General features: G+C 59.9%; 15 protein-coding genes and 1 tRNA gene. 10 read left to right on the forward strand and 6 right to left on the reverse strand.

What is annotated here, in order from left to right:
• The first annotated feature begins 146 nt into the window (after positions 1-146).
• Complete coding sequence (locus HB376_RS12985; protein WP_255631323.1) at positions 147-464, forward strand: hypothetical protein; 318 nt, start codon at positions 147-149, stop codon at positions 462-464.
• A 24-nt stretch (positions 465-488) separates the two neighbouring features.
• On the opposite strand, the gene HB376_RS12990 is transcribed toward HB376_RS12985, so the two are convergent.
• Both HB376_RS12990 and HB376_RS12995 read right to left on the reverse strand, forming a co-directional pair.
• Positions 489-827 carry an SMR family transporter gene (locus HB376_RS12990; RefSeq protein WP_213764053.1) on the reverse strand — a complete coding sequence of 113 codons (339 nt, stop codon included), beginning with the start codon at positions 825-827 and terminating at the stop codon, positions 489-491.
• 3 nt (positions 828-830) lie between these two features.
• Positions 831-1,334, reverse strand: coding sequence for a heme-degrading domain-containing protein (locus tag HB376_RS12995; protein ID WP_213764054.1), 504 nt, complete (start codon positions 1,332-1,334; stop codon positions 831-833).
• 826 nt (positions 1,335-2,160) lie between these two features.
• Between HB376_RS12995 and HB376_RS13000 the strand changes: the two genes are divergently transcribed.
• The 5 genes from HB376_RS13000 to HB376_RS13020 all read left to right on the forward strand — a co-directional run bounded on the left by HB376_RS13000 (position 2,161) and on the right by HB376_RS13020 (position 7,994).
• Positions 2,161-6,141 (forward strand): YadA-like family protein, encoded by a 3,981-nt coding sequence (locus HB376_RS13000; protein WP_346730483.1) that lies wholly within the window; start codon positions 2,161-2,163, stop codon positions 6,139-6,141.
• Positions 6,142-6,425: 284 nt separating this feature from the next.
• Positions 6,426-6,502, forward strand: a tRNA-Met gene (locus HB376_RS13005).
• Between the two features lie 212 nt (positions 6,503-6,714).
• Positions 6,715-7,101 carry a DUF2946 domain-containing protein gene (locus tag HB376_RS13010; protein WP_213764056.1) on the forward strand — a complete coding sequence of 129 codons (387 nt, stop codon included), beginning with the start codon at positions 6,715-6,717 and terminating at the stop codon, positions 7,099-7,101.
• 67 nt (positions 7,102-7,168) lie between these two features.
• Positions 7,169-7,540 (forward strand): copper homeostasis periplasmic binding protein CopC, encoded by a 372-nt coding sequence (copC, locus tag HB376_RS13015; protein ID WP_213764057.1) that lies wholly within the window; start codon positions 7,169-7,171, stop codon positions 7,538-7,540.
• Positions 7,541-7,547: 7 nt separating this feature from the next.
• Complete coding sequence (locus HB376_RS13020) at positions 7,548-7,994, forward strand: copper chaperone PCu(A)C (protein ID WP_213764058.1); 447 nt, start codon at positions 7,548-7,550, stop codon at positions 7,992-7,994.
• 79 nt (positions 7,995-8,073) lie between these two features.
• On the opposite strand, the gene HB376_RS13025 is transcribed toward HB376_RS13020, so the two are convergent.
• Both HB376_RS13025 and HB376_RS13030 read right to left on the reverse strand, forming a co-directional pair.
• The gene (locus HB376_RS13025) at positions 8,074-9,201 is read right to left on the reverse strand and encodes a J domain-containing protein (protein WP_213764059.1); all 1,128 of its coding nucleotides are present in this window, start codon (positions 9,199-9,201) and stop codon (positions 8,074-8,076) included.
• Between the two features lie 226 nt (positions 9,202-9,427).
• Positions 9,428-11,914 carry a penicillin-binding protein 1A gene (locus tag HB376_RS13030; RefSeq protein ID WP_213764060.1) on the reverse strand — a complete coding sequence of 829 codons (2,487 nt, stop codon included), beginning with the start codon at positions 11,912-11,914 and terminating at the stop codon, positions 9,428-9,430.
• A gap of 524 nt (positions 11,915-12,438) precedes the next feature.
• Between HB376_RS13030 and HB376_RS13035 the strand changes: the two genes are divergently transcribed.
• Positions 12,439-12,996 (forward strand): hypothetical protein, encoded by a 558-nt coding sequence (locus HB376_RS13035; RefSeq protein ID WP_255631308.1) that lies wholly within the window; start codon positions 12,439-12,441, stop codon positions 12,994-12,996.
• Between the two features lie 89 nt (positions 12,997-13,085).
• On the opposite strand, the gene HB376_RS41715 is transcribed toward HB376_RS13035, so the two are convergent.
• Complete coding sequence (locus HB376_RS41715) at positions 13,086-13,301, reverse strand: DUF2177 family protein (RefSeq protein WP_213764061.1); 216 nt, start codon at positions 13,299-13,301, stop codon at positions 13,086-13,088.
• 494 nt (positions 13,302-13,795) lie between these two features.
• Here HB376_RS41715 and HB376_RS13045 point away from each other — a divergent pair, with 494 nt between their 5' ends.
• Positions 13,796-14,476 carry a PspA/IM30 family protein gene (locus tag HB376_RS13045; protein ID WP_213764062.1) on the forward strand — a complete coding sequence of 227 codons (681 nt, stop codon included), beginning with the start codon at positions 13,796-13,798 and terminating at the stop codon, positions 14,474-14,476.
• A 263-nt stretch (positions 14,477-14,739) separates the two neighbouring features.
• A complete protein-coding gene (locus tag HB376_RS13050) occupies positions 14,740-15,936 on the forward strand; it encodes a tetratricopeptide repeat protein (protein WP_213764063.1) in 1,197 nt (398 codons plus the stop codon).
• A gap of 361 nt (positions 15,937-16,297) precedes the next feature.
• On the opposite strand, the gene glgX is transcribed toward HB376_RS13050, so the two are convergent.
• Positions 16,298-18,496, reverse strand: coding sequence for a glycogen debranching protein GlgX (gene glgX, locus HB376_RS13055; protein WP_213764064.1), 2,199 nt, complete (start codon positions 18,494-18,496; stop codon positions 16,298-16,300).
• Between the two features lie 451 nt (positions 18,497-18,947).
• Here glgX and HB376_RS13060 point away from each other — a divergent pair, with 451 nt between their 5' ends.
• On the forward strand, positions 18,948-20,363 hold the full coding sequence (locus tag HB376_RS13060; RefSeq protein WP_213764065.1) for a DUF2252 domain-containing protein: 1,416 nt from the start codon (positions 18,948-18,950) through the stop codon (positions 20,361-20,363).
• The last annotated feature ends 195 nt before the right edge of the window (positions 20,364-20,558 follow it).

Raw genomic sequence — 20,558 nt, forward strand, 5'->3', positions numbered from 1 at the left:
ATGTTTGGAAACACGTTGGAGAGGCGGGTCGGAGAGCACGGTCCGTGCGTTCCGCTCTATCTTCTACGGCGTTATCCGGCGTTTGCCACTCGAGGAACACAATGAAGCAATTTGCACGGCGCTTGCCGATCCCTTCCCCGTTTCGCATGGCGCGGGTTCTACAGGCCACCGGCCTAACCATCGCGGCCTCGGCTGTTTTAAGCCTGGGCGGATGTGCATCGTCGACCGACGCATCGCTGATCCATCTCCCCGACGGCCAGAGCGGTTACGCCATCAACTGCAGCGGCGCCGATGCGAGCACGACATGGGCGAGTTGTTACGTCCTGGCCGGCGATAAATGCGGCGCGACCGGCTACACGATCGTATCGAAGGACAACGAGGAAGGCGGACCGTCGGGCGGCAGCATCACCAACGTGGTATCGGCGAATGTCAAGAACCGCTCGATGGTCATACGGTGTAACTAGAGCCCACCTGCCCTCCTGCAAACACTAGTGCGGGCTGACCTTCGAAAACACGTTCAGTACAATCACGCCCGACACGATCAGGCCCATGCCGAGCACAGCGGGCAGATCAGGGATCTGCTTGAATAACAGCGCCGCGACCAGTGTGATCAGCACGATGCCGGCGCCTGACCACACGGCATAAACAATGCCGACCGGTAGCGACTTCAGCGTGAGCGAGAGCAGGTAAAACGAGATGCCGTAGCCGATCACCACGATGACCGCCGGCACCAAACGCGAGAATCCTTCCGATGCCCGCAAGGCCGATGTCGCCACGACTTCAGCAACAATAGCGACCGCGAGCAACGCATAAGCGGAAGAGCGCATGGGTTACGCCTTGTCCGATGCAAACGCGAGCGCGCCTGCGTCATGCCCGAGCACCGCGCACAGCGCTTCCACCACGAACTCATGATCCTGGCGTTGCGGCAGGCCCGACACGGTCACCACGCCAATCACACCCGCGCCTTTGACCGTCAACGGAAAAGCGCCGCCGTGCGAGGCGAATTCGGCGGCGGGGAGACTGTATTTATCGGCGAGTGTTGCCGATGCCTGCTGGAGGCTCAAGCCGATCGCATACGAGCTGCGGCGAAAGTGCTCGACCGTGCGCGCCTTGCGCTGTACCCAGCGGGTGTTATCGGGCGTGGCGCCATCGACAGAGACAAAAAACAGCGGCTGGCCGAAGGTGCGTACTTCTATGGCTATGGGCGCGCCGCGCGCCACCGCCATCTCGCGGAGTTGCGAACCGATTTGCCACGCGCGGTCCGGGTCGAAGTGCGGGAAGACCAGCGTGTGCTCCTGATGCGCGATGGTCTGGAGGTCCTGAATGATGTTCATAAGCAATGGCTTCCTGGCGAGTGAAAAGTCGAGCGACACGATCATCGGGTCGTTCAATGCCCGACACGAATTTCACAAATTGTGACATGCCTCGGGGAGAGGGCTTGTATAAGCGCGTCATTTAACTGTTCTGTGACGACTGAAATGTTTCGTCATCCGTTCGTGCGCAATTAGTCCATCGACTTATAAAGTCTTAATTCGGCTTAATTCCCGCGCCATCTCAATTTAATCGGGTCGCTAATATGTTGTTTAAATTACATCAGTAAGCTAATTAGGAGCATTCTCATTAGGGCATTCCATCTCGATAAGTAAAGTTCGAACCCTGTCCACGCAGCCATCAACGAGTCCCTCTGGATTCGGCACTGCGCTGACCCGGCATGCAGATCACCTCTGTTCAATCTGCACGTATGCGTCACGGATTCGAGTCAACTCTACGCAGGAATGCAAAATGAATAAGGTTTATAAGTCGGTCTGGAATGAATCAATTGGTGCATGGGTGGCGGTTTCGGAGAATAGTCCGGCGCGGGGCAAATCTTCGTCAAAGAAAATAGTCGCTGCCGCGGTGCTGGTCGCCAGTGCTGGAGCGTCATTGGATGCTATGGCAAGCGGTAACGGGACGCAGATCGGTGGTTGTGCGAACACCGATAACGCTGGTGCTACCCCCAGCTCCTCTATCGCAATCGACGGGGCAGCCCCCGGGTTTTGCGCGAATGCTACCGGAGTTAGTTCGGTCGCGATCGGATCCTCTTCTACAGCAGGCGGTGCCGGCACTGGTACAGATATAAACGGTCTTGGAGCAGGAGATTGGGATCAGACGGCATTTGGCGTGCGGACCAGCGCAACTGCACGTTCGGCCACGGCTGTGGGCAGCGACGCGGCGGCAAGCGGAATCGCCTCGGCCGCGTTGGGATATATGGCGAGTGCATCAGGCAATTCGTCGGTTTCCATAGGCGATAGCTCCCTTGCGTCGCAACAGGCTGCTGTTGCAATCGGCGCCCTCGCCCTTTCATCGGGCGCGCAGTCCACCGCTCTAGGATCGAACGCAACGGCATCTGCCACGGATTCGGTCGCCCTGGGTACGCTTTCGGTTGCCGACCGCGTTGGCACCGTCTCGGTCGGCAATGCCTCGACCAAGCGCCAGATCGTCAACGTTGCAGCCGGTACGCAAGCCAATGACGCCGTCAACGCAGGTCAGCTCACGCCCGTGTTGACCGCGCTTGGCGGCGCGGCCGCACTGGGAACCGACGGTTCAATCACTGCGCCGACCTATTCGATCAAAGGTACGAACTACAACAACGTGGGCGACGCGCTGACGGCTTTGAACGCGTCCTCGAAGTATCTGTCAGCCAACGATGCAGCCACGAACAACTTGGGCGCCAAGGCTGTCGGTATTGGAAGTATCGCAATTGGCGGAAACGCCGTTGCCGACAGCACGGGCGGCCTGGATGCAGCACTCGCCATTGGCTCGGACTCGGTCGCGGTCACTAGATCCACGGTTATCGGTCCAGGCGCGACAGCGACTGCCAGCAATACGGTCGTCCTCGGCACGTATTCCATCGGCGATCGTGCAAACACTGTCTCTGTCGGCAGCGCGTCGATCAAACGTCAAATCGTCAACGTCGCAGCAGGCACGCAAACCAACGACGCCGTTAACATCGGCCAGCTCACCCCTCTTGTGACAGCCCTTGGCGGCGCGGCCGCACTGGGAACCGACGGTTCAATCACTGCGCCGACCTATTCGATCAAAGGTACGAACTACAACAACGTGGGCGACGCGCTAGCGGCACTCGCCGCCAGTTCGGGCACTTCCGGCAAGTATTTTCACGTGAACTCCACGCTTGCCGATTCGTCGGCGACGGGAACCGAATCCGTTGCGATCGGCGGAGCGGCTGCCGCAAACGCCAACGGCGATATTTCGATCGGCGCACACGCCACGTCTACTGGTAGCGGCGATCCCGCAGCATCGGCCATTGCTATCGGCTCTAATGCTTCAGCCGGTACGGTGCAAGCAGTCGCACTCGGCACTTCCGCTTCCGCCAGCATGAATGGCGACGTTGCTATCGGCACGCTCGCGCAAGCGACGGGTACCGGCTCATATGGTTCCGCCACGGCAGTGGGTTTCGCGAGCATCGCGGACGGGAAACAGGCTTCCGCTTTGGGTTACCGGGCGACGGCAACGGGCGCAAATTCGGTCGCGCTGGGCTCACGCTCGGTGGCGGACGCTGACAACACGGTATCGGTCGGTTCTTCCAGCCTCCAGCGCAAAATCGTCAACGTCGCGGCAGGCGCGCAAGCCAACGACGCCGTCAACGTCAGCCAGCTTCAAAGCGTCACGGCCCTGCTGGGCGGCGGCGCCACCCTCAAGAGCGACGGCACCGTAACGGCTCCGTCATACAGCGTTGCCAGCACGACCTTCAATACGGTAGGCGACGCTATCACCCAGATCGATACCGAACTGAGCAACAAGGTCGCCTACGATACAACCAACAAAGCGCACATCACATTGGGCGGCGTGGGCACCACGAACCTCGTCACGATTTCGAACGTGAACGCAGGGGCCTTGTCCGCGAGCAGCACAGACGCGGTCAACGGTTCGCAACTGAATTCAACGAACCAGAACGTGTCGACTCTTCAAACGTTCGCCACCAATATCAACAATGGTGGCGGCGTCAAGTACTTCCACACGAACTCGACGCTCGCCGATTCAGTCGCGACGGGCGCGGATTCGGTCGCCGTTGGCGGCGCGGCGAATGCATCGGCTAAGAACGCAGTAGCACTCGGTTCGAACTCGGTCGCCGATCGCGATAACTCGGTGTCCGTCGGCGCTGCAGGCAAGGAACGTCAGATCACCAACGTGGCAGCGGGCACGGCATCTACCGACGCAGTCAATGTCGGCCAATTGACTGCCGTATCGCAGAACGTCACGAATCTCGACAGCTTCGCAGTCAAGTACGACACCAACACCGACGGCACGCCGAACTACCAGAAGGTCACGCTCGGCGGTGCCGGCGCTACGAAGCCGACCACACTCACCAACCTGACAATCGGCGACCTGAGCTCGACCAGCACGGACGCGATCAACGGCTCGCAACTGTACTCGACCAACCAGCGCGTGGGCTCGCTCGAGACGTTCGAAAGCAATATCAACAACGGCGGCGGCATCAAGTACTTCCACACGAACTCGACGCTCGCCGATTCAGTCGCGACGGGCGCGGATTCGGTCGCCGTTGGCGGCGCGGCGAATGCATCGGCTAAGAACGCAGTAGCACTCGGTTCGAACTCGGTCGCCGATCGCGATAACTCGGTGTCCGTCGGCGCTGCAGGCAAGGAACGTCAGATCACCAACGTGGCAGCGGGCACGGCATCTACCGACGCAGTCAATGTCGGCCAATTGACTGCCGTATCGCAGAACGTCACGAATCTCGACAGCTTCGCAGTCAAGTACGACACGAACGCCGATGGCACGCCGAACTACGAGCAGATCACGCTCGGCGGCACCGCAGCAACGAAACCCACGTTGCTCACAAATCTTGCCACCGGTAAATTGGCCGATGACAGCACGGACGCGGTGAACGGTTCGCAGTTGTACGCGACCAACCAGAACGTGGCCGCACTCCAGGACTTTACGAACAACGTCAACAACGGCGGCGGCATCAAGTACTTCCACACCAACTCCACGGTTGGCGATTCATCGGCAACGGGTACGGATTCGGTGGCGATCGGCGGTGCGGCTCTGTCGTCGGGTAAGAACTCGGTAGCACTCGGTTCGAACTCGGTAGCGGATCGGGACAATACGGTATCGGTCGGCGCAGCGGGCAGCGAACGTCAGGTCACCAACGTGGCGGCTGGTACGGCATCCACGGATGCGGTCAACGTCGGGCAACTCAACGCGGTATCGGGCAGCGTCACGTCGCTTGGCGCAAGCGCGATCAAGTACGACAACAACGCCGACGGGACGCCGGACTACTCCAACGCGACGCTTGGCAACGGCAATGCCGGCACCGCGCTGCACAACGTTGCTGCAGGCACAGGCAGCATGGATGCGGTCAACCTGGGTCAGGTGAACGACCTGATCGGTCAGGTCACCAACATTGCGAACGGCGCATATAACCCGCTCTTCTCCGCCGACGGCGACCGCGACACGGAAATCGCGACAGCCTCCGGCACCCACTCGGTGGCATCGGGCGCAAACGCGATGGCATCCGGTGTGAACGCCGTTGCGTCCGGCGCTACATCAGTGGCTAGCGGCGCCAACTCGGTCGCGGTCGGTTCGAACGCATCGGCCACGGCAAACAACGCAGTTGCGGTGGGCGCGAATGCATCGGCTACGGCGAACAATGCGGTCGCGTTGGGCGCGGGCTCGGTGGCGGATCGTGCCAACGCCGTGTCAGTGGGTACGACAACGGCTGGCGGTCAGCGTCAGATCACGAACGTCGCAGCCGGCACGGACGGCACCGATGCCGTCAACGTGAACCAGATGCAGCAGTCGGTGAGCACAGGTGTGAAGTCGGCCAACGGTTACACGGACGCGCTTCGCTCCGACATGAACAGCGGCCTGTCGCTGGCGAACAACCACATCAACAGCGTCGGTGCGATGAGCAGCGCGATGGCGATGATGGCAGGCAGCGCGGCAGCGGTCGCCGACAAGGACAATCGCTTCGCGGCCGGTACGGGTGTGTATCGTAACAAGGCGGCAATCGCGGTCGGTTTCCAGAAGCGCTTTGGCACCAACATGGTCATCACGGTCGGCGGCTCGACGACCGGCGAAGAATCCACGGGAGGCGCAGGCTTCGCGTTTGGATTCTAAGCAACGTCTCAGCAGCTTGGACGCGTAGTTAAAACACGCGTAGTTAAAACGCTCGGCGGCACATCTCTCTAATGAGATGCGCCGCCGAGTTTTTATATACGCTCAACAGTGTGTGAGGCAATGTCGTGCGCTTGTGCCCCACACTTACTCACAGTGTCTTGAGCACTTGAACGCGACGAGCGTCGACCTCCCTCATCAGCCAATGCTGTGCACGATCAGTAACCAAAGCGAAGCAACATGACAAACATGTTGCACTGCAATCAACGTTGTCTTATAATCTTTTTCGCGGGGTGGAGCAGTCTGGCAGCTCGTCGGGCTCATAACCCGAAGGTCGTAGGTTCAAATCCTACCCCCGCAACCAAGGATTAAAAGTCAAAAGCCCGGTTCTCCGGGCTTTTTTCATTTCAGACACGCGTGTTGTTTCCAGCATGCTTGCCCCGTGACCAAGGGGTTGTGTCCAGTGCCGCAATACGCGCAATACGTCGCAGCAGTTGCAACGCAAGCGCACAAATTGCCCCTTCCACGCGTGGCATAATCGACGGCTCAACCGCTCTGGTAGTCAACGTCAGCCCCATGCGCCGTCGCCTCGTCCGCAAGTTCGGCAGCCTCATCGGATTGCTTGCAATCCTGATGACTGCGCTCGCTCCAGCGGTGTCGCAAGCGCTTGCCTCCGGCGCGCAGCCCGAGACAATCCTGAGCGCGTTCTGCTCGGCGGGTTCCCAAGCCGCACAGGCCGGCACGAATCATCCCATCCCTTCGCAGCACTCCGCCGCAGGTCATTGGGACGCGTGCGGTTACTGCAATCTCGCGGCGCATTCACCCGCGGCGCCACCTTGCGCAGGCGCATATCAAGCACGCGCGACATCGGGGCCTCTACCCTATAACACCCGTGCCCAGGTCTTCCCTCCTTATGCACCTGTCTTCGCTGCACAGCCTCGTGCTCCGCCAGTCTTCGTCTGATTCTTCTTCGCACAGCCGGTACTCAGCATTCGCGTCACCCGGATCGACAGGATCAAACAGGATCAGCATGAACACGTCCCTCGCAAGCATGATCAAGCATGGCGGGCTTACCGCCCTGCTTCTCGCCACCGCACAACTCGCTTTTGCGCATGCGCATCCGACGCAGCAAACGCCCGCACCCGATGCGACCGTCGATGCACCACATGAAGTAGCCATCGATTTCACGGAAGGTCTCGAACCGGCATTCAGTACCCTGACCGTGGTCGATGCAGCCGGCAAGCAGGTCAACAACGCGAAATCGGCTGTCGATGTGAACAACAAGAAACATATGAGCGTCGCGCTCGGCGATCTCAAGACGGGTGCTTATCAAGTGGAATGGACAGCCGTGGCCGACGACGGCCATCGTACGCAAGGCCATTACCTGTTCAACGTAAAGTGAGCTCACTATGAAAACCAACACACTGATTCACGCAGGTTTGCTGTCCGTATGCGCCCTGGCGGCGTCCAGCGCACAAGCCGCAACGCTCGAAGCGCACGATTGCTGGATCCGTTCCATGCCGGCAAACCTGCCGTCGTCGGGCTACTTCGTGGTATCGAATAACGGCGATAAACCCGCCACGCTCACCGGCGCCGAAACGCCCGCGTTCGGCATGGCGATGCTGCATAAATCGACGAGCAACGGCAGCACATCGACCATGTCGATGGTCGAATCCGCCGAGGTGCCCGCGCACGGTACGCTCGCGTTCGCCCCGAGCGGTTACCACCTGATGCTCGAGGATGCACCCAAGCCTGTGAAAGTCGGTTCCACGATCCCGTTGAAACTGACGTTCGCGGATCAGTCGAGCATCGAGACGACATGCGCGGTGAAACCAGCGTCTACGTTAGGCAAATAACTTCGCGGCAGTAACAAAAAAAGGCGCGCCGCAATCGGATTGCGGCGCGCCTTTTTTTGCTTTGCCTTCGCAAAAACGATCAATACGGCATATCGTCGAAAGGATCCATTACCGCCTCACGCCGCACTTGCTTTAGCCAAAGCTTGAGCTGCTTGATGTCTTCAAACGCGAGCAGATCCCGCTCCAGCGCATGCACGCTTTCCCGAAGCGCGGCCATGTCACTCACCAGATCGCGCACGATCACGCCCGGAGAGACCATAGCAAATGGCTCGATTCCATAGCTATGTTTGAAATTACCTTCGACGTGAGCGATCTCCTGATCCAGTTCGTCGATCTGTTCCTTCAAAATCTTGTTGTAGTGCTTTAACCGGTCTTCACTGATGTTGTTGATCGCGTGCTGATCGATGTGTTCAAGTTCCAACTGAAGTTCCAGCAACTGCAGCAGATTGTTGTTGCTGTAGGCTTTATTCACGCGTTGCATCAGCGCCGTTTTCCGTTCGCGCTCCTGCGAATCGGACTCACGATCGGGATGCAAGGCACTAGCCAGTTTGCGGTACAACTCTCGAATAGACAGGCTGATCTGTGCCTGCTCGGCTTCCTCGCGCGCCTCTGCGGCAATCTGCTTGGCCGTCTTTTTCCGCTTGGCGCGACGCTCTTCCTGAGCCTCGTTTTCAGCGGACTCCTGCGCCTCGCGCTGCTCCATCTCTTGTTGCACACGACGCAACAAGTCTTCAGGCGAGCTCATGTCCACATCGTCGCCCAGCTCGACACCGAGCATGCGTTCCATCACCAGTTTCATGTCGTCCAGTTCGGCGGCGGCCTCAAGGTCGTAATCGGACTGGCTGTGCTTGTTGTATAGCGCCTTTAATTGCGCATCGTCGCGTTGCGCAGCAAGACTACCCGCCAGGTCAACGATCAGGTCCGACACCAGACGGCGTTCCGTCTTGGTCAGTCCCTTCTGGTCGCACGCCTGATCGAGACGATGCACCATCTTGACCTGCAAATCACCGAGCGTCTGCTCGAGCGGCGTAAACTCATTGACATATTTCTGATGGAAAGCGGGCACGGCCGCTTCCCACGCACTCAGCCGGGCACGCCGTTTTTCAATCTGTTTGATCAGCGTATTGAACGCCTTCTGTCCCTTGGACAGACTAGGTTTGTCGTGATCCGCGGCAATGCCAACGGATTTGACGCTCGTCTTCGTCATGGCGTGCATATCCTCCGATTGATAGAAAAACGCGCGTTTCGTATTTTAACCAAGGCTCGTTGCGACCGCCCCGGCTTTTTGGTCGCGCGAGCGTGCAGGAGCACGGCAGGCTCGATGTTCGAACGCGGCGGCGCTAGTCAGACAAGTCCGGCGTCAGCATGGCGGCCTATAAAGGCCGCTACGGGCTGCGTCACGTCCGTAGCGGCTTTATGTATATCCAACCCGCTCAATGCCCCTTGAAGAGATTCATGATCTCCTGACGCTCGGCCGGGTTCACGCTGGGCGGAGGCACGCTCGGAGGCGTCATTCCGCCAGGACCGACACCGCCGACCGCATCGCTTGCACCTTCAATCGGATTCGCTGAATCCACACCGATGCTCGCGACAAAACCATTGCCCGGCGTCTTGTCGGCATAGAACAATTCACCGTCGATACTCGTCAAACCATCGGGCATCGCCATGGATTGTTGCGGAACATTGGCAAGCGCCCGTTGCATGAATTCCACCCAGATCGGCAACGCAAGTTGCGCGCCAAACTCACGGCCGCCGAGCGACTTCGGCTGGTCGTAGCCCATCCACGCAATCGCCACGAGTTGATGCTGGTAACCCGCGAACCAGCCGTCCTTCGCGTCGTTGGTCGTACCGGTCTTGCCCTGCAGGTCGTTACGCTTGAGCACGTTGGTACCCGCGCCCGTCCCACCCGTCGCGACCGAATGCAGCAGGCTGTTCATGATGTACGCGTTGCGCGGTTCGAGCGTTTGCGGCGCATTGCTGCCGGCAATCAGCGGATTGGCACGCGAAATCACCGTGCCGTGGGCATCGGCTACTTCACCGATCAGGTACGGATTGATCCGCGAACCACCGTTGGCGAACACGGAATACCCACCCGCCAGTTGCAGCGGCGTGACGAGACCGGCGCCCAGCGCGAGCGGCAAGTACGGCGGGGTCTTGTCGGCATCGAAACCGAACTTCTGTGTGACGTAATCCTGCGCGTACTTCGTGCCGATGTACGAAAGGATCCGGATCGACACGAGGTTCTTCGACTTCTGCAAGGCCGTGCGCATGGACATGGGACCATCGGGCTGGTCGTCGTCCTTCGGCTCCCATGCGTCGCCACCCGGCGTAGTCGGCGGGAAATACAGCGGTGCGTCGTTGATGATGGTTGCCGGTCCAAGACCCTTTTCCAGTGACGCGGAATAAATGAATGGCTTGAAGCTCGACCCCGGCTGGCGCCACGCTTGCGTGACATGATTGAACTTATTCTTGTTGTAATCGAAGCCGCCGACCAGCGCGCGAATCGCTCCGTCCTGCGGCACGAGCGAAACCAGCGCGCCCTCGACTTGCGGCAACTGCGTGATGCTCCAGTTGCCCTTCGCGTCCTGCACCACGCGCACGATGGAACCCGGCTTGATCCGCACCGCCGCCGATGCATTGCTGCGCAAACCAGCTGCGACGAAACGCAAGCCGTCGCCGGTAACAGTCGCCGGATCGGCGTTGACGAACGTCACGACCACCTGCTTCGCATTCACCGACGTCACCACGCCCGCGATCAGATCGCCGTTGTCGGGGTGATCGGCGAGCGCATCGTCAATCGCTTCGTCGCGGTCATCCTGGTTCGGCGGCAAATTGACGAACCCTTCCGGCCCGCGATACCCGTGGCGCCGCTCGTAATCCATCACGCCCTTGCGCACGGCGTTATACGCGGCTTCCTGATCGGCGGAATCGATGGTCGTGGTCACTGAAAAGCCGCGCGTGTACGTGTCATCGCGGTATTGCGCGTACATCATCTGCCGCACCATTTCCGCCACATATTCGGCGTGCACGCTGTATTCCGTGCCCGACACGCGTGCATGTATTTCTTCCGCGCTGGCCTGGTCGAATTGCGCTTGCGTGATGAAGTTCAAATCGAGCATGCGCTTCAGGATATATTGCTGACGCACCTTCGCCCGCTTCGGATTGACAACCGGGTTATACGCCGATGGCGCCTTCGGCAAGCCTGCGAGCATCGCGCATTCGGCGAGGGTCAGGTCCTTGAGGTCCTTGCCGAAATACACCCGCGCCGCCGATGCAAACCCATACGCCCGCTCGCCCAGATAAATCTGGTTCATGTACAACTCGAGAATCTGATCCTTGGTCAGCGCGCGTTCGATCTTGTAGGCAAGCAGCATTTCGTAGATCTTGCGCGTGTAGGTCTTCTCGCTTGAGAGGAAGAAGTTACGCGCGACCTGCATGGTGATCGTGCTTGCGCCTTGCGACGCGCCGCCGTGCATGATGTCGCTCAAGCCCGCCCTCGCAATGCCGATGAAATCGACGCCGCCGTGCTCGTAGAAGCGGTAATCCTCGATCGCGAGGACAGCCTTCTTCATCTGGTCGGGGATCTCGTCGAAGCGCGCGATCCGGCGCCGCTCCTCGCCGAATTCGCCGATCAGCACGTGATCCGCGGTATAGATCCGCAACGGCACTTTCGGTTGATAGTCGGTCAGCGCATCGAGCGACGGCAGGTTCGGCCCCATCACCACCAGCGCATACCCGATGATCAGCGCGCCGATGATGGCCGCGACGGCGAACAGCCCGATGAACCACAACACGATGCGCAATACGATCGAGGGTCCGGCTGAAGACTTGGCGGTAGGTTGACGGTAACGATTGGGACCATCTTGATCCCGGTCATCGCGTGGAGCGTTCGAGGAATTCGGTCGTTTGATGATTGGCATGACTTGGATTGAACGGCGCGCCGCTAAGGCGCCCGGTGCGCAACGCCATGAAACCGCGTAACGATAAATGTTGGGGTGAGCGAAAGCCGTGGCCAGCTCCGCCGTGTAGCCGATGTGTAGCGCGGCGGTCTGATCGAACCATGGCAGCGCTCATATAAGCACTTCCATGGAAATGGTTCCAGACTGCTGCGTCGCGTGCCGTTGCCCCCGGACTGGCTGCGCGTTCCTGCGAATGGGCCGTTATCGCATTGTAAGAAAAACTGCAACACTGGCGGCCCCGCGCAGAATAACAGCGCATTTTAAAGAATTCGAGCGCCGAGCACCGGCAGTGACAGGATTTTTTTGTAAGTAAATCCCGTGTAATGGGCTGCTGTGACAGGCAAGGTCCGTCAAGGTGAGGCGTCCTGATGCCATCGGGCGGCGGTAGCACCATTATCTCAATATTGCAAGCCGTTGATGCGGGTAGCGTCTGAAGCGCGGCTCGGGGAATGTGTCCGTGCGCCACGAGAAGTTGGCAAACCGATATGATGGAAACGTTGGTTGCGTGGTTTGGCGTACCGCCGCACACGCCAAAAGCGCATCAAATGGTGTTGCCCGTGTCGGACATCGACCGTTCGGACTTGCCCAGCCCTGCTTGCGAGGCGCTCATGACTACCAAACCCAGCGAACGCATTGTTGTTTTTGTCACTCCGGCGCAGAAACTTGCGATCACCAGCACCGCCAGCGGCCTTGGCGTCAGCGTCAGTGAACTCATGCGGCGCGCCGTATTGAGCTTCAACGCGACTAGCGAACAGGTGAAGGCAGCCAGTCTTGTGGACCGGCTGCGTGCGCCGAAAACACCCGACCCTCTGAATGTTGCGCTGCGGCAAGTTGCTGAACGGGCTGCCGCGCGCGAGGCCCGGGACGCCGCGCAGGTCGCCAAAGTGGCCAGCAAACGCACGTTGGCCGCCGAAGGACCTAAGCCTTTGAGCACGCTTGAACCGGAAACAGACGACCTCCTGTCGCAAACCTGCAATTCCGGGGAAGACCTGAGTGCGTCGGATGAATCGGACGAAGACGCATCGTTTTCCGGGCGCTCCTGAAAAATCGGCTCGGCAAGCCGGCTCTGCTCAGTCGAGAGGGATCGCACGAGTGGTAATAGCAATCGCAACGGTCGAAGCGATTGCTATTGCTACCCTGCACGCACGCCTATGGGCACGAGTGCCGTGCTCCAGCCTTTTGGCGTGACGAGGCTGGTGAGGTCATACGTGGCATACCCGACGATACCGAACACCGTTCCGTTCACCAGTCCGCGCATGGCGCGCTGGCCCGGTAACGCCCGGCCGGCTATGTCGATCACATAGAAACCGCCGCCGCGCCGAGGTGGGTTTCGAGAATAACGATTCACCTATCTTCCGCTGATACAAATTCGGTGAAATCACGCCACGCCCGAGGGTATCGAGGATAAGAAAAACAACTGCTGTAACGATAAACGCAACGATAAGCATCTTCGACGTGGCCGATTCGTTCTCAATTCCTTCAAAAACTTGAATTTCCGCGGCGGCACTCGCTAAATCAACCGCATGGTGTACCGTTAAGATAAAGCCGTTAAGCCCGGTTTAAGTCGTTGCATGGTTTAATAACCCGGGCAAAATCTGGACGCTGCGCGCACGAAAGCATGAGTAACAAGGTTCATGCACCGTCAGCCAAACCCGCTTTTAATGCGCGGATTCCCGCTTCGCAACAAAGTGTATCGGCGAGCTTGTAATCCGTGCGCCCGGCCCGATTTATCCGACGCGCGACGCCGTGGGCGCCGCGCTTAATCAAACGTTGGCGAACATTCACAGAATGTTCATCGAACGTTGCTGCCTGGCAGCCGACTTCATTTCCAGGAGGAAACTCATGTCGCTTTTGGATTCCATCTCGCGCACCGTCAAGGGCCTGCTGAACGACGCCGCCGACACCGTGCAGGACCCGTCGCGGGACGCTCGCCAGATCGTGCGCGAACTCGACGACAGCATCGCGAAGGCCGAGAACTCGCTGATCGAAATCGAGGCGCAGGTCGCCACGCAACAAAGCAAGCGCGATGTTGCCGCCGAAAAGGCGAAGAAGTACGAAGACGGAGCCAAGCGCGCGCTGCAAAGCGGCGACGAAGCCCTTGCCCGCGAAGCGCTGGGTGCGCAGGCAAACGCCGAAACTGAACGCGATGCACTGGCCGCCGAGTTGGTGACCCTGGTGCCGTCGGTGGATCATTTGAAGCAGCAGATCAACGACATGCGCCAGCGGCGCAACGAGCTCAACTCGCGTTCGAACATCCTTCAGGCCAAGCAGCAGATTGCAACGGCGAAAGATGTCGCGGCGACGGCGCTGGGCGGGATCGGCGGGAAGAACCTGTCGGAAGACTTTCAGAAGCTGGAAGACAAGGTCCAGCTATCGAATGCCCGCTCGGATGCACGGCTGAACTCGGCTGATGAGAAGAGCGGCAAGGGGCTCGAAGACAAACTCGCGGCGCTCACGCGTGGCCCGTCTGTCGAAGACCGCCTGGAAGCACTCAAGAAACAGATCAACACGCCGGCGCAGTAAAGTCTCGCTTAAACCGATACGCAAGCCGGCGCGAAGGTTTTGCGCCGGCCGGTGAATAAGCAGGATCAAGGGCGGGACCAAGGCTTGCGCCCTTCGGGGCGAACGCCTGACAGCGTGAACCGGCAATGAGGGCAACCTCAAGTCTGGGCGCGGTCAAAGGCGCAGTGAACAGCGCAATACGGCGGTTCGCTGCGAGCAGCATTGGGGAATTGCATCGAAATGTCGCATGGAATGGAGACGGGTGCGAACGCCCCGGTCCGCAAATGAAAAAATATGTGATGGCTGTAGTTGCATCGCTGATGCTGGTTTCGGCAACGGCCTTCGCTGCTGTGCCAAGCGCCGGCCAGATCGAGCAGTCGATGACGCAAGGCAACTGGAGCCAGGCTGACGCCCAGTTGAACGAAGTGCTGCAGGCGCATCCGAACAATGCGAAGGCGCACTATTTGTACGCGCAAGTGCTCGACCGCGAAGGCCGTTCTTCCGACGCGCTCGCTCAGGTTCAACAAGCGCGCACGCTCGACCCTGCCATTAAATTCACCGATCCGTCGCGCTTCAACGCGATGGAAGCGCGCATCCGCTCGGATGCGAACCGGGTGAATTCATCGGCTAATACATCTAATACGTCTAACTCGACGTCTACCTCGGTCACGCGCAATCCGTTCAATCAAGGCGCCGTGGCGGCTTCAGAAAGACATGGGCCTTCAATGGGCATGTGGGCATTGCTCGCGGTCCTGTTCGTCGGGATTGCGCTGGTGCTGCGCTGGGGTCTGAAACGCGCGCGTTCGAACGACGACGGCCAGGCCGACGCCGATCGCCGCACGCAACTCAAGCGCGCGACCGAACTGCTCAATGACGTCCGGTCGCTGAAGCTCGACGTGCGTTTGTCGACGCAACCGGGGCACGAAGCGATGCTTCAGGAAGTCGAGGGCATCGAAACGCAGCTTCGCCAGATGGTCGAAGCGCTGTCCAATTCGAAAAATCCGGTCCCGCCCTACGCGATCGAAGATCTGGCGAACCAGATCGACAGCGTGCGAGCCCGTTCGGAAGGCCGGCCCGATCCGCGCACGACCGCGGCCCCGGCAAGCGCCGACGGCCAGTCAGTTTATGCGCAGGAAGCCGAGCGGTTTGGGCGCAATCCGCAAGGGCAGCCGCCCTATTCGCCTTATCCGCAACAACAGCCGCCGGTCATCGTGCAGCAAGGCGGTGGTTTTGGTGGCGGCATGGGCGGATTGCTGACGGGCGTGTTGCTCGGCGAGGCGATGTCCGGCGGCAACCGTGAGCGCGTGATCGAACGTGAAGTGCCGGTCGATGACGACGAATTGCGCCGTCGTCGCGGTAATGACGACAACAACAATGGTGGCGGACTCGATTTCGGTAACGGCTCGAACGACTGGAGCGACAATGGCGGCGGCGGCGTCGATGTGGGCAGTAACGATTCCGGCAACTGGGACAACTCCTGAACCGACTGCAGGCTGAATGTTAAAAAGCTCCGAACGAATCTGATTGATTCGTTCGGAGCTTTTTTATTAGCACCGTAAATCTGTCGAAGAGCGGGTCCTCATCCGCCCCCGAGAAAGCGCAGCAACGCCCACAGGAATTTGAAGAATCCCACTACAAATTCCCAGATGCGCTCGAGTTGATCCCAGTTCGCGACACGCATGAGTGCCTCGAAAATCATGTCGACTGGGTGCGCTGCACGATGCGCTGCGATGCGGATGAAAACGATGGGTGGCAATGTAAGCAAAACAGCGAGTCAAGGTTCATGACCCGCATGATAGCCGTTACAAATCACTGCCGTAGATAACGTCCCTTTACGTCCCCTTACGCCGCGTTACCGCTTTCTGGCTCGATTTCGTCGGTAAGCGCTTCTTCCAGCCGCTTGAAGATCCGCTTGGTGGCGCCTCGGGCATGCAGCGCGAATAAAAGCAGCGATCGTCCGGTTACCTGGTAGGTCGCGCCCGAATCGAAGTCTTCAAGCTCTTCGCGGATCGGCGCATTGGTGTCGATCAGGCAACTCCACTGATCGCTGCCGGGAATCTCGGGCAACGTCAGGTCCACCACATCGTGATGCGCATTGATCACGATCAGCAGCGTGGCATCCGATGCGGGACGGCGAATGCCCGTTGCCTGCGCGCGGCCGTCGATCACGAGCCCAAAGCAGCGCATCGACGGATCGTCCCATTGTTCCGGCGTCAGTTCCTCGCCCGATGGGCTCAGCCATTTCACGTCGCAGAGTTGCAGGTCTTCGTGGAACTCGCCCGTCAGGAAACGCCCGCGACGCAGCACCGGCAACGTGTGCCGCAAGGTCGTGAGCTTGCGCACGAAGTCGTTCAGCGCACGGCCGTCGTCGTCGATGTCCCAGTTGACCCAACTGATGTCGCCGTCCTGGCAATACGCGTTGTTGTTGCCCTGTTGCGTGCGGCCGAATTCATCGCCGGCAAGGATCATCGGCGTGCCTTGCGAGAACAGCAAGGTCGCCAGCATGTTGCGTTTCTGGCGTTCACGCAGTGCGCGGATTTCGGGGTCGTCGGTCGGACCTTCCGCACCGCAATTCCACGAGCGGTTGTCGGAGCTGCCGTCCTTGTTGTCTTCGCCGTTTGCCTCATTGTGCTTCTCGTTGTACGAGACGAGGTCGTTCAGCGTAAAACCGTCGTGCGCCGTGATGAAGTTCACGCTCGCCCACGGACGGCGGCCGCGATGGTTGAATTTATCGCCGGAACCGGTGATACGCGTAGCCAGCTCCGCCGCCACGCCCTCCTCACCCTTCCAGAACTCGCGCACGGTATCGCGGAATTTGTCGTTCCACTCGGCCCAGCCCGGCGGGAAACCACCGACCTGATATCCGCCGGGACCGCAATCCCAAGGCTCGGCGATCAGCTTCACGCTGGAGAGGATCGGGTCCTGGCGGCAACTGTCGAGGAACCCGCCGCCTTCGTCGAAACCATACGTCTCGCGGCCGAGGATAGTGGCAAGATCAAAGCGGAAACCGTCCACGTTCATCTCGGTGACCCAGTAGCGCAGGCTGTCGGTGACCATCTGCAGCACGCGCGGGTGCGACAGGTTGAGCGTATTGCCCGTGCCGGTATCGTTGATGTAATAACGCTTGTCGTCGGGCAACCGATAGTACGAAGCATTGTCGATACCCTTGAACGACAGCGTCGGCCCGCGCTCGTTGCCTTCGGCGGTGTGGTTGTAGACCACGTCGAGAATGATCTCGAGGCCGGCTTCGTGGAAGCGGTCGATCATCTGCTTGAGTTCCGCGACCGCGCCCGGGCCTTGCGCAAAGAAACGCGGATCGGCGGCGAAAAAGCCGATCGTGTTGTAGCCCCAGTAGTTGGTGAGACCCTGGTCGGTGAGATGGCTGTCGTCCACGAACGCTTGAATGGGCAGCAATTCAACCGATGTCACCCCCAGGCTCTTGATGTGCTCGATCACTTCCTTCGTGCCCAATCCCTCGAATGTGCCGCGCAAATGCTCGGGTACAGCCGGGTGGCGTTTTGTGTAACCGCGCACGTGGGTTTCGTAGAAGATGGTCTGTTCCCAAGGGACGCGAACGCGCGTCGGGTGGACCCACGAAAAGCTCTGGTCGACCACCTGGCACTTTTGCACGAACGGCGCGCTGTCGCGTTCGTCGAACGTGAGGTCGTCGCCGTCCGCATTCAGCGTGTAGCCGAATACCGCCGGGTCCCACTTCAGCTCACCCACGTGCGCCTTCGCGTACGGGTCGAGCAACAGCTTGTTCGGATTGAAACGATGCCCGTTCTCCGGCTCATAAGGACCATGCACGCGATACCCATAGACCGCGCCCGGTTTCAAACCGAATAGATAAACGTGGAAAACTTCATCGGTATATTCAGGCAATTCGATGCGTTCCAGTTCCTTCTCGCCGGTGTCATCGAAGAGGCACAGCTCGACTTTCGTGGCGTTTGCGGAGAACAGGGCGAAATTGACGCCCTCGCCATCCCACGTCGCGCCCAAGGGAAACGGCGAGCCTTCGGCAATGCGGATATCGTGTGCCATGTATACGGGTGTCCAGGTGTTGGATGCTTCAATCAATATGTGATGATGCTTCAATGCGCCGAGCCGTTAGCGGATTGACGAGTCAATAGTGAGTCATTGGATCGTCGGCCGGGATCGGACGACAGATTCCTGGCGCCATGAGTGCACCGTCATCCGGAGTTCACGGGCAGAAGAAACAGCATGTTTCGTGCCTATTGCGAAGCGTCCTTTTCGGACAGCTTTTGGCGGGTGCTGCGGTGCGGTATTGGTCTGATGTCGAGGGCTTCACACTGGCGGGCCGGATGAAGAACCCGCCGCCCCTGTGCTGACGGAACCCTGGCCTGGACGATAACGCTGCTGGCGTGCATCGTGCTCATGCGTTTCACCACGCGTCCGGCCTATCCGGCCCGGCCAGGAGCGTTCGTGAAATCGCTCACGCCTTACGCTATCGATCAACCCGAGGAAAGCTGTCTTGCCTACCCAACCTGCTGCATCCGCGAGTCCGCCAACCAGCCTGTCCGGTACGTCCATTGGCAGCGCTGAGGAAAGCCGTGCGCTTGGCCGCTCGCTGCGCGATTCGGTCCCCTTCGACGCGCACGCAGCCTGGCAGCCGGAAAGCAGCCGCCCGGACGCCGTCGCGCGGGTGCTCGCCAACAACGCCGGCCGGCAGGAGCGGCTGATCCCGTTGCGCATGTCACGCATGGCTGCATCGCCGTTCGCGTTCCTGCGCGGCGCGGCGAGCGTGATGGCCTGGGATCTCGCGCACACGCCGTCTATCGGCCATCACGTGATGATCGATGGCGACGCGCATCTGAACAATTTTGGGCTGTTCCGCACGCCTCGGCAGGACGTGGTCTTCGACCTGAACGATTTCGATGAAACCCTGGTCGCCCCGTGGGAATGGGATCTGAAGCGGCTCACCGCCAGCATCAACGTAGCGGCGCTCGAAAACGGAGTCGACGCCGCCGGCCGCGAGCGTGCCGTGCGCTCCGCTTGCACCGCTTACCGGACCACCATGTCGACGCTGGCGCAGGTTCCCGCCTACGAGTTGTGGCAGATGCGCTCATACGCGAGCGTGTTGCATATCGAAGCACCGGTCACGCTCGACGCTGCGGAGAAAGCGACCATTGCCAAGGCCGTTGAACGCTCGACCAAGCGCAGTCACGCGACGATGCTGGCGCGCGTCGCCGAGCCGAACGGCAAAAGCTGGCGTTTTCGCGACGATCCGCCGATCCTCACCCGTCTTGATGCCGCGGAGAAAAACCACGTTACGGAGGGGCTGCGCGGGTACTTGCAGACCATCGCGGGCGAATGGCGGACGATGCTCGAACGCTACGACGTGGTCGATGTCGCGCATCGCGTGGTGGGCGTAGGCAGTGTCGGGACGCGCGCGTATTTGTTATTACTGCTCGGACGAGCTCATGCCGATCCGTTATTCATGCAGGTCAAGGAAGGCATTGTGCCCGCCGCCGCGCCGTTCGTGCCGCCGCTCGCTGAAGCGTTCAGCCACCAGGGGCGGCGCGTGGTGCACGGCCAGCGCCTGCTGCAAAGCTCCTCCGACCCGTTGCTCGGCTGGACGACTATTTCGGGCCGCGACTTCTACGTGCGGCAGATGAAGAACATCCGCGGCTCGATTCCGGTCGACTGGCTGCACGGCGCGACCTTCGATTTCTACGCCTGGTGCCTCGGCTTGCTGCTCGCGCGTGCTCATGCGCGCACCGGCGACGCCGCGCTGATCGCCGGTTATTGCGGCAACTCGGACCGCCTGGATGCAGCCTATGCCCGATGGGCCGAAAGCTACGGTGCGCAGACCGTGGCCGACCACGCCGCGTTCGTCCAGGCGATTGCTCAAGGGCGCGTGATCGCTGCGCCTCCCGAAAAAGCGTAGCAGTGCGATAGGGGAACGAGAGGAATCGATTGTCAAACCTTGTCCGATCGGCCGATGACGTCAAAAAAACCCGGGACGCAAATGCTACCGATTCGCTATCATTGCCGTTATCCGTTTAAAAAAACGGTGAGAGCCTGAACACAAAAGCAAAGCCGGGACGGCGGCTGGACATGCCGACGTCATCGAATGGCACAT

This window comes from Caballeronia sp. dw_19, from assembly GCF_018449515.1.
Classification (GTDB): Bacteria; Pseudomonadota; Gammaproteobacteria; order Burkholderiales; family Burkholderiaceae; genus Caballeronia.

Bases quoted from the DNA above. Each gene is read 5' to 3' on its own strand.
- HB376_RS12985 (WP_255631323.1), top strand. From the start codon at position 147: ATGGCGCGGGTTCTACAGGCCACCGGCCTAACCATCGCGGCCTCGGCT.
- HB376_RS12990 (WP_213764053.1), bottom strand. From the start codon at position 827: ATGCGCTCTTCCGCTTATGCGTTGCTCGCGGTCGCTATTGTTGCTGAA.
- HB376_RS12995 (WP_213764054.1), bottom strand. From the start codon at position 1,334: ATGAACATCATTCAGGACCTCCAGACCATCGCGCATCAGGAGCACACG.
- HB376_RS13010 (WP_213764056.1), top strand. From the start codon at position 6,715: ATGCGCCGTCGCCTCGTCCGCAAGTTCGGCAGCCTCATCGGATTGCTT.
- copC (WP_213764057.1), top strand. From the start codon at position 7,169: ATGAACACGTCCCTCGCAAGCATGATCAAGCATGGCGGGCTTACCGCC.
- HB376_RS13020 (WP_213764058.1), top strand. From the start codon at position 7,548: ATGAAAACCAACACACTGATTCACGCAGGTTTGCTGTCCGTATGCGCC.
- HB376_RS13025 (WP_213764059.1), bottom strand. From the start codon at position 9,201: ATGACGAAGACGAGCGTCAAATCCGTTGGCATTGCCGCGGATCACGAC.
- HB376_RS13030 (WP_213764060.1), bottom strand. From the start codon at position 11,914: ATGCCAATCATCAAACGACCGAATTCCTCGAACGCTCCACGCGATGAC.
- HB376_RS13035 (WP_255631308.1), top strand. From the start codon at position 12,439: ATGATGGAAACGTTGGTTGCGTGGTTTGGCGTACCGCCGCACACGCCA.
- HB376_RS13045 (WP_213764062.1), top strand. From the start codon at position 13,796: ATGTCGCTTTTGGATTCCATCTCGCGCACCGTCAAGGGCCTGCTGAAC.
- HB376_RS13050 (WP_213764063.1), top strand. From the start codon at position 14,740: ATGAAAAAATATGTGATGGCTGTAGTTGCATCGCTGATGCTGGTTTCG.
- glgX (WP_213764064.1), bottom strand. From the start codon at position 18,496: ATGGCACACGATATCCGCATTGCCGAAGGCTCGCCGTTTCCCTTGGGC.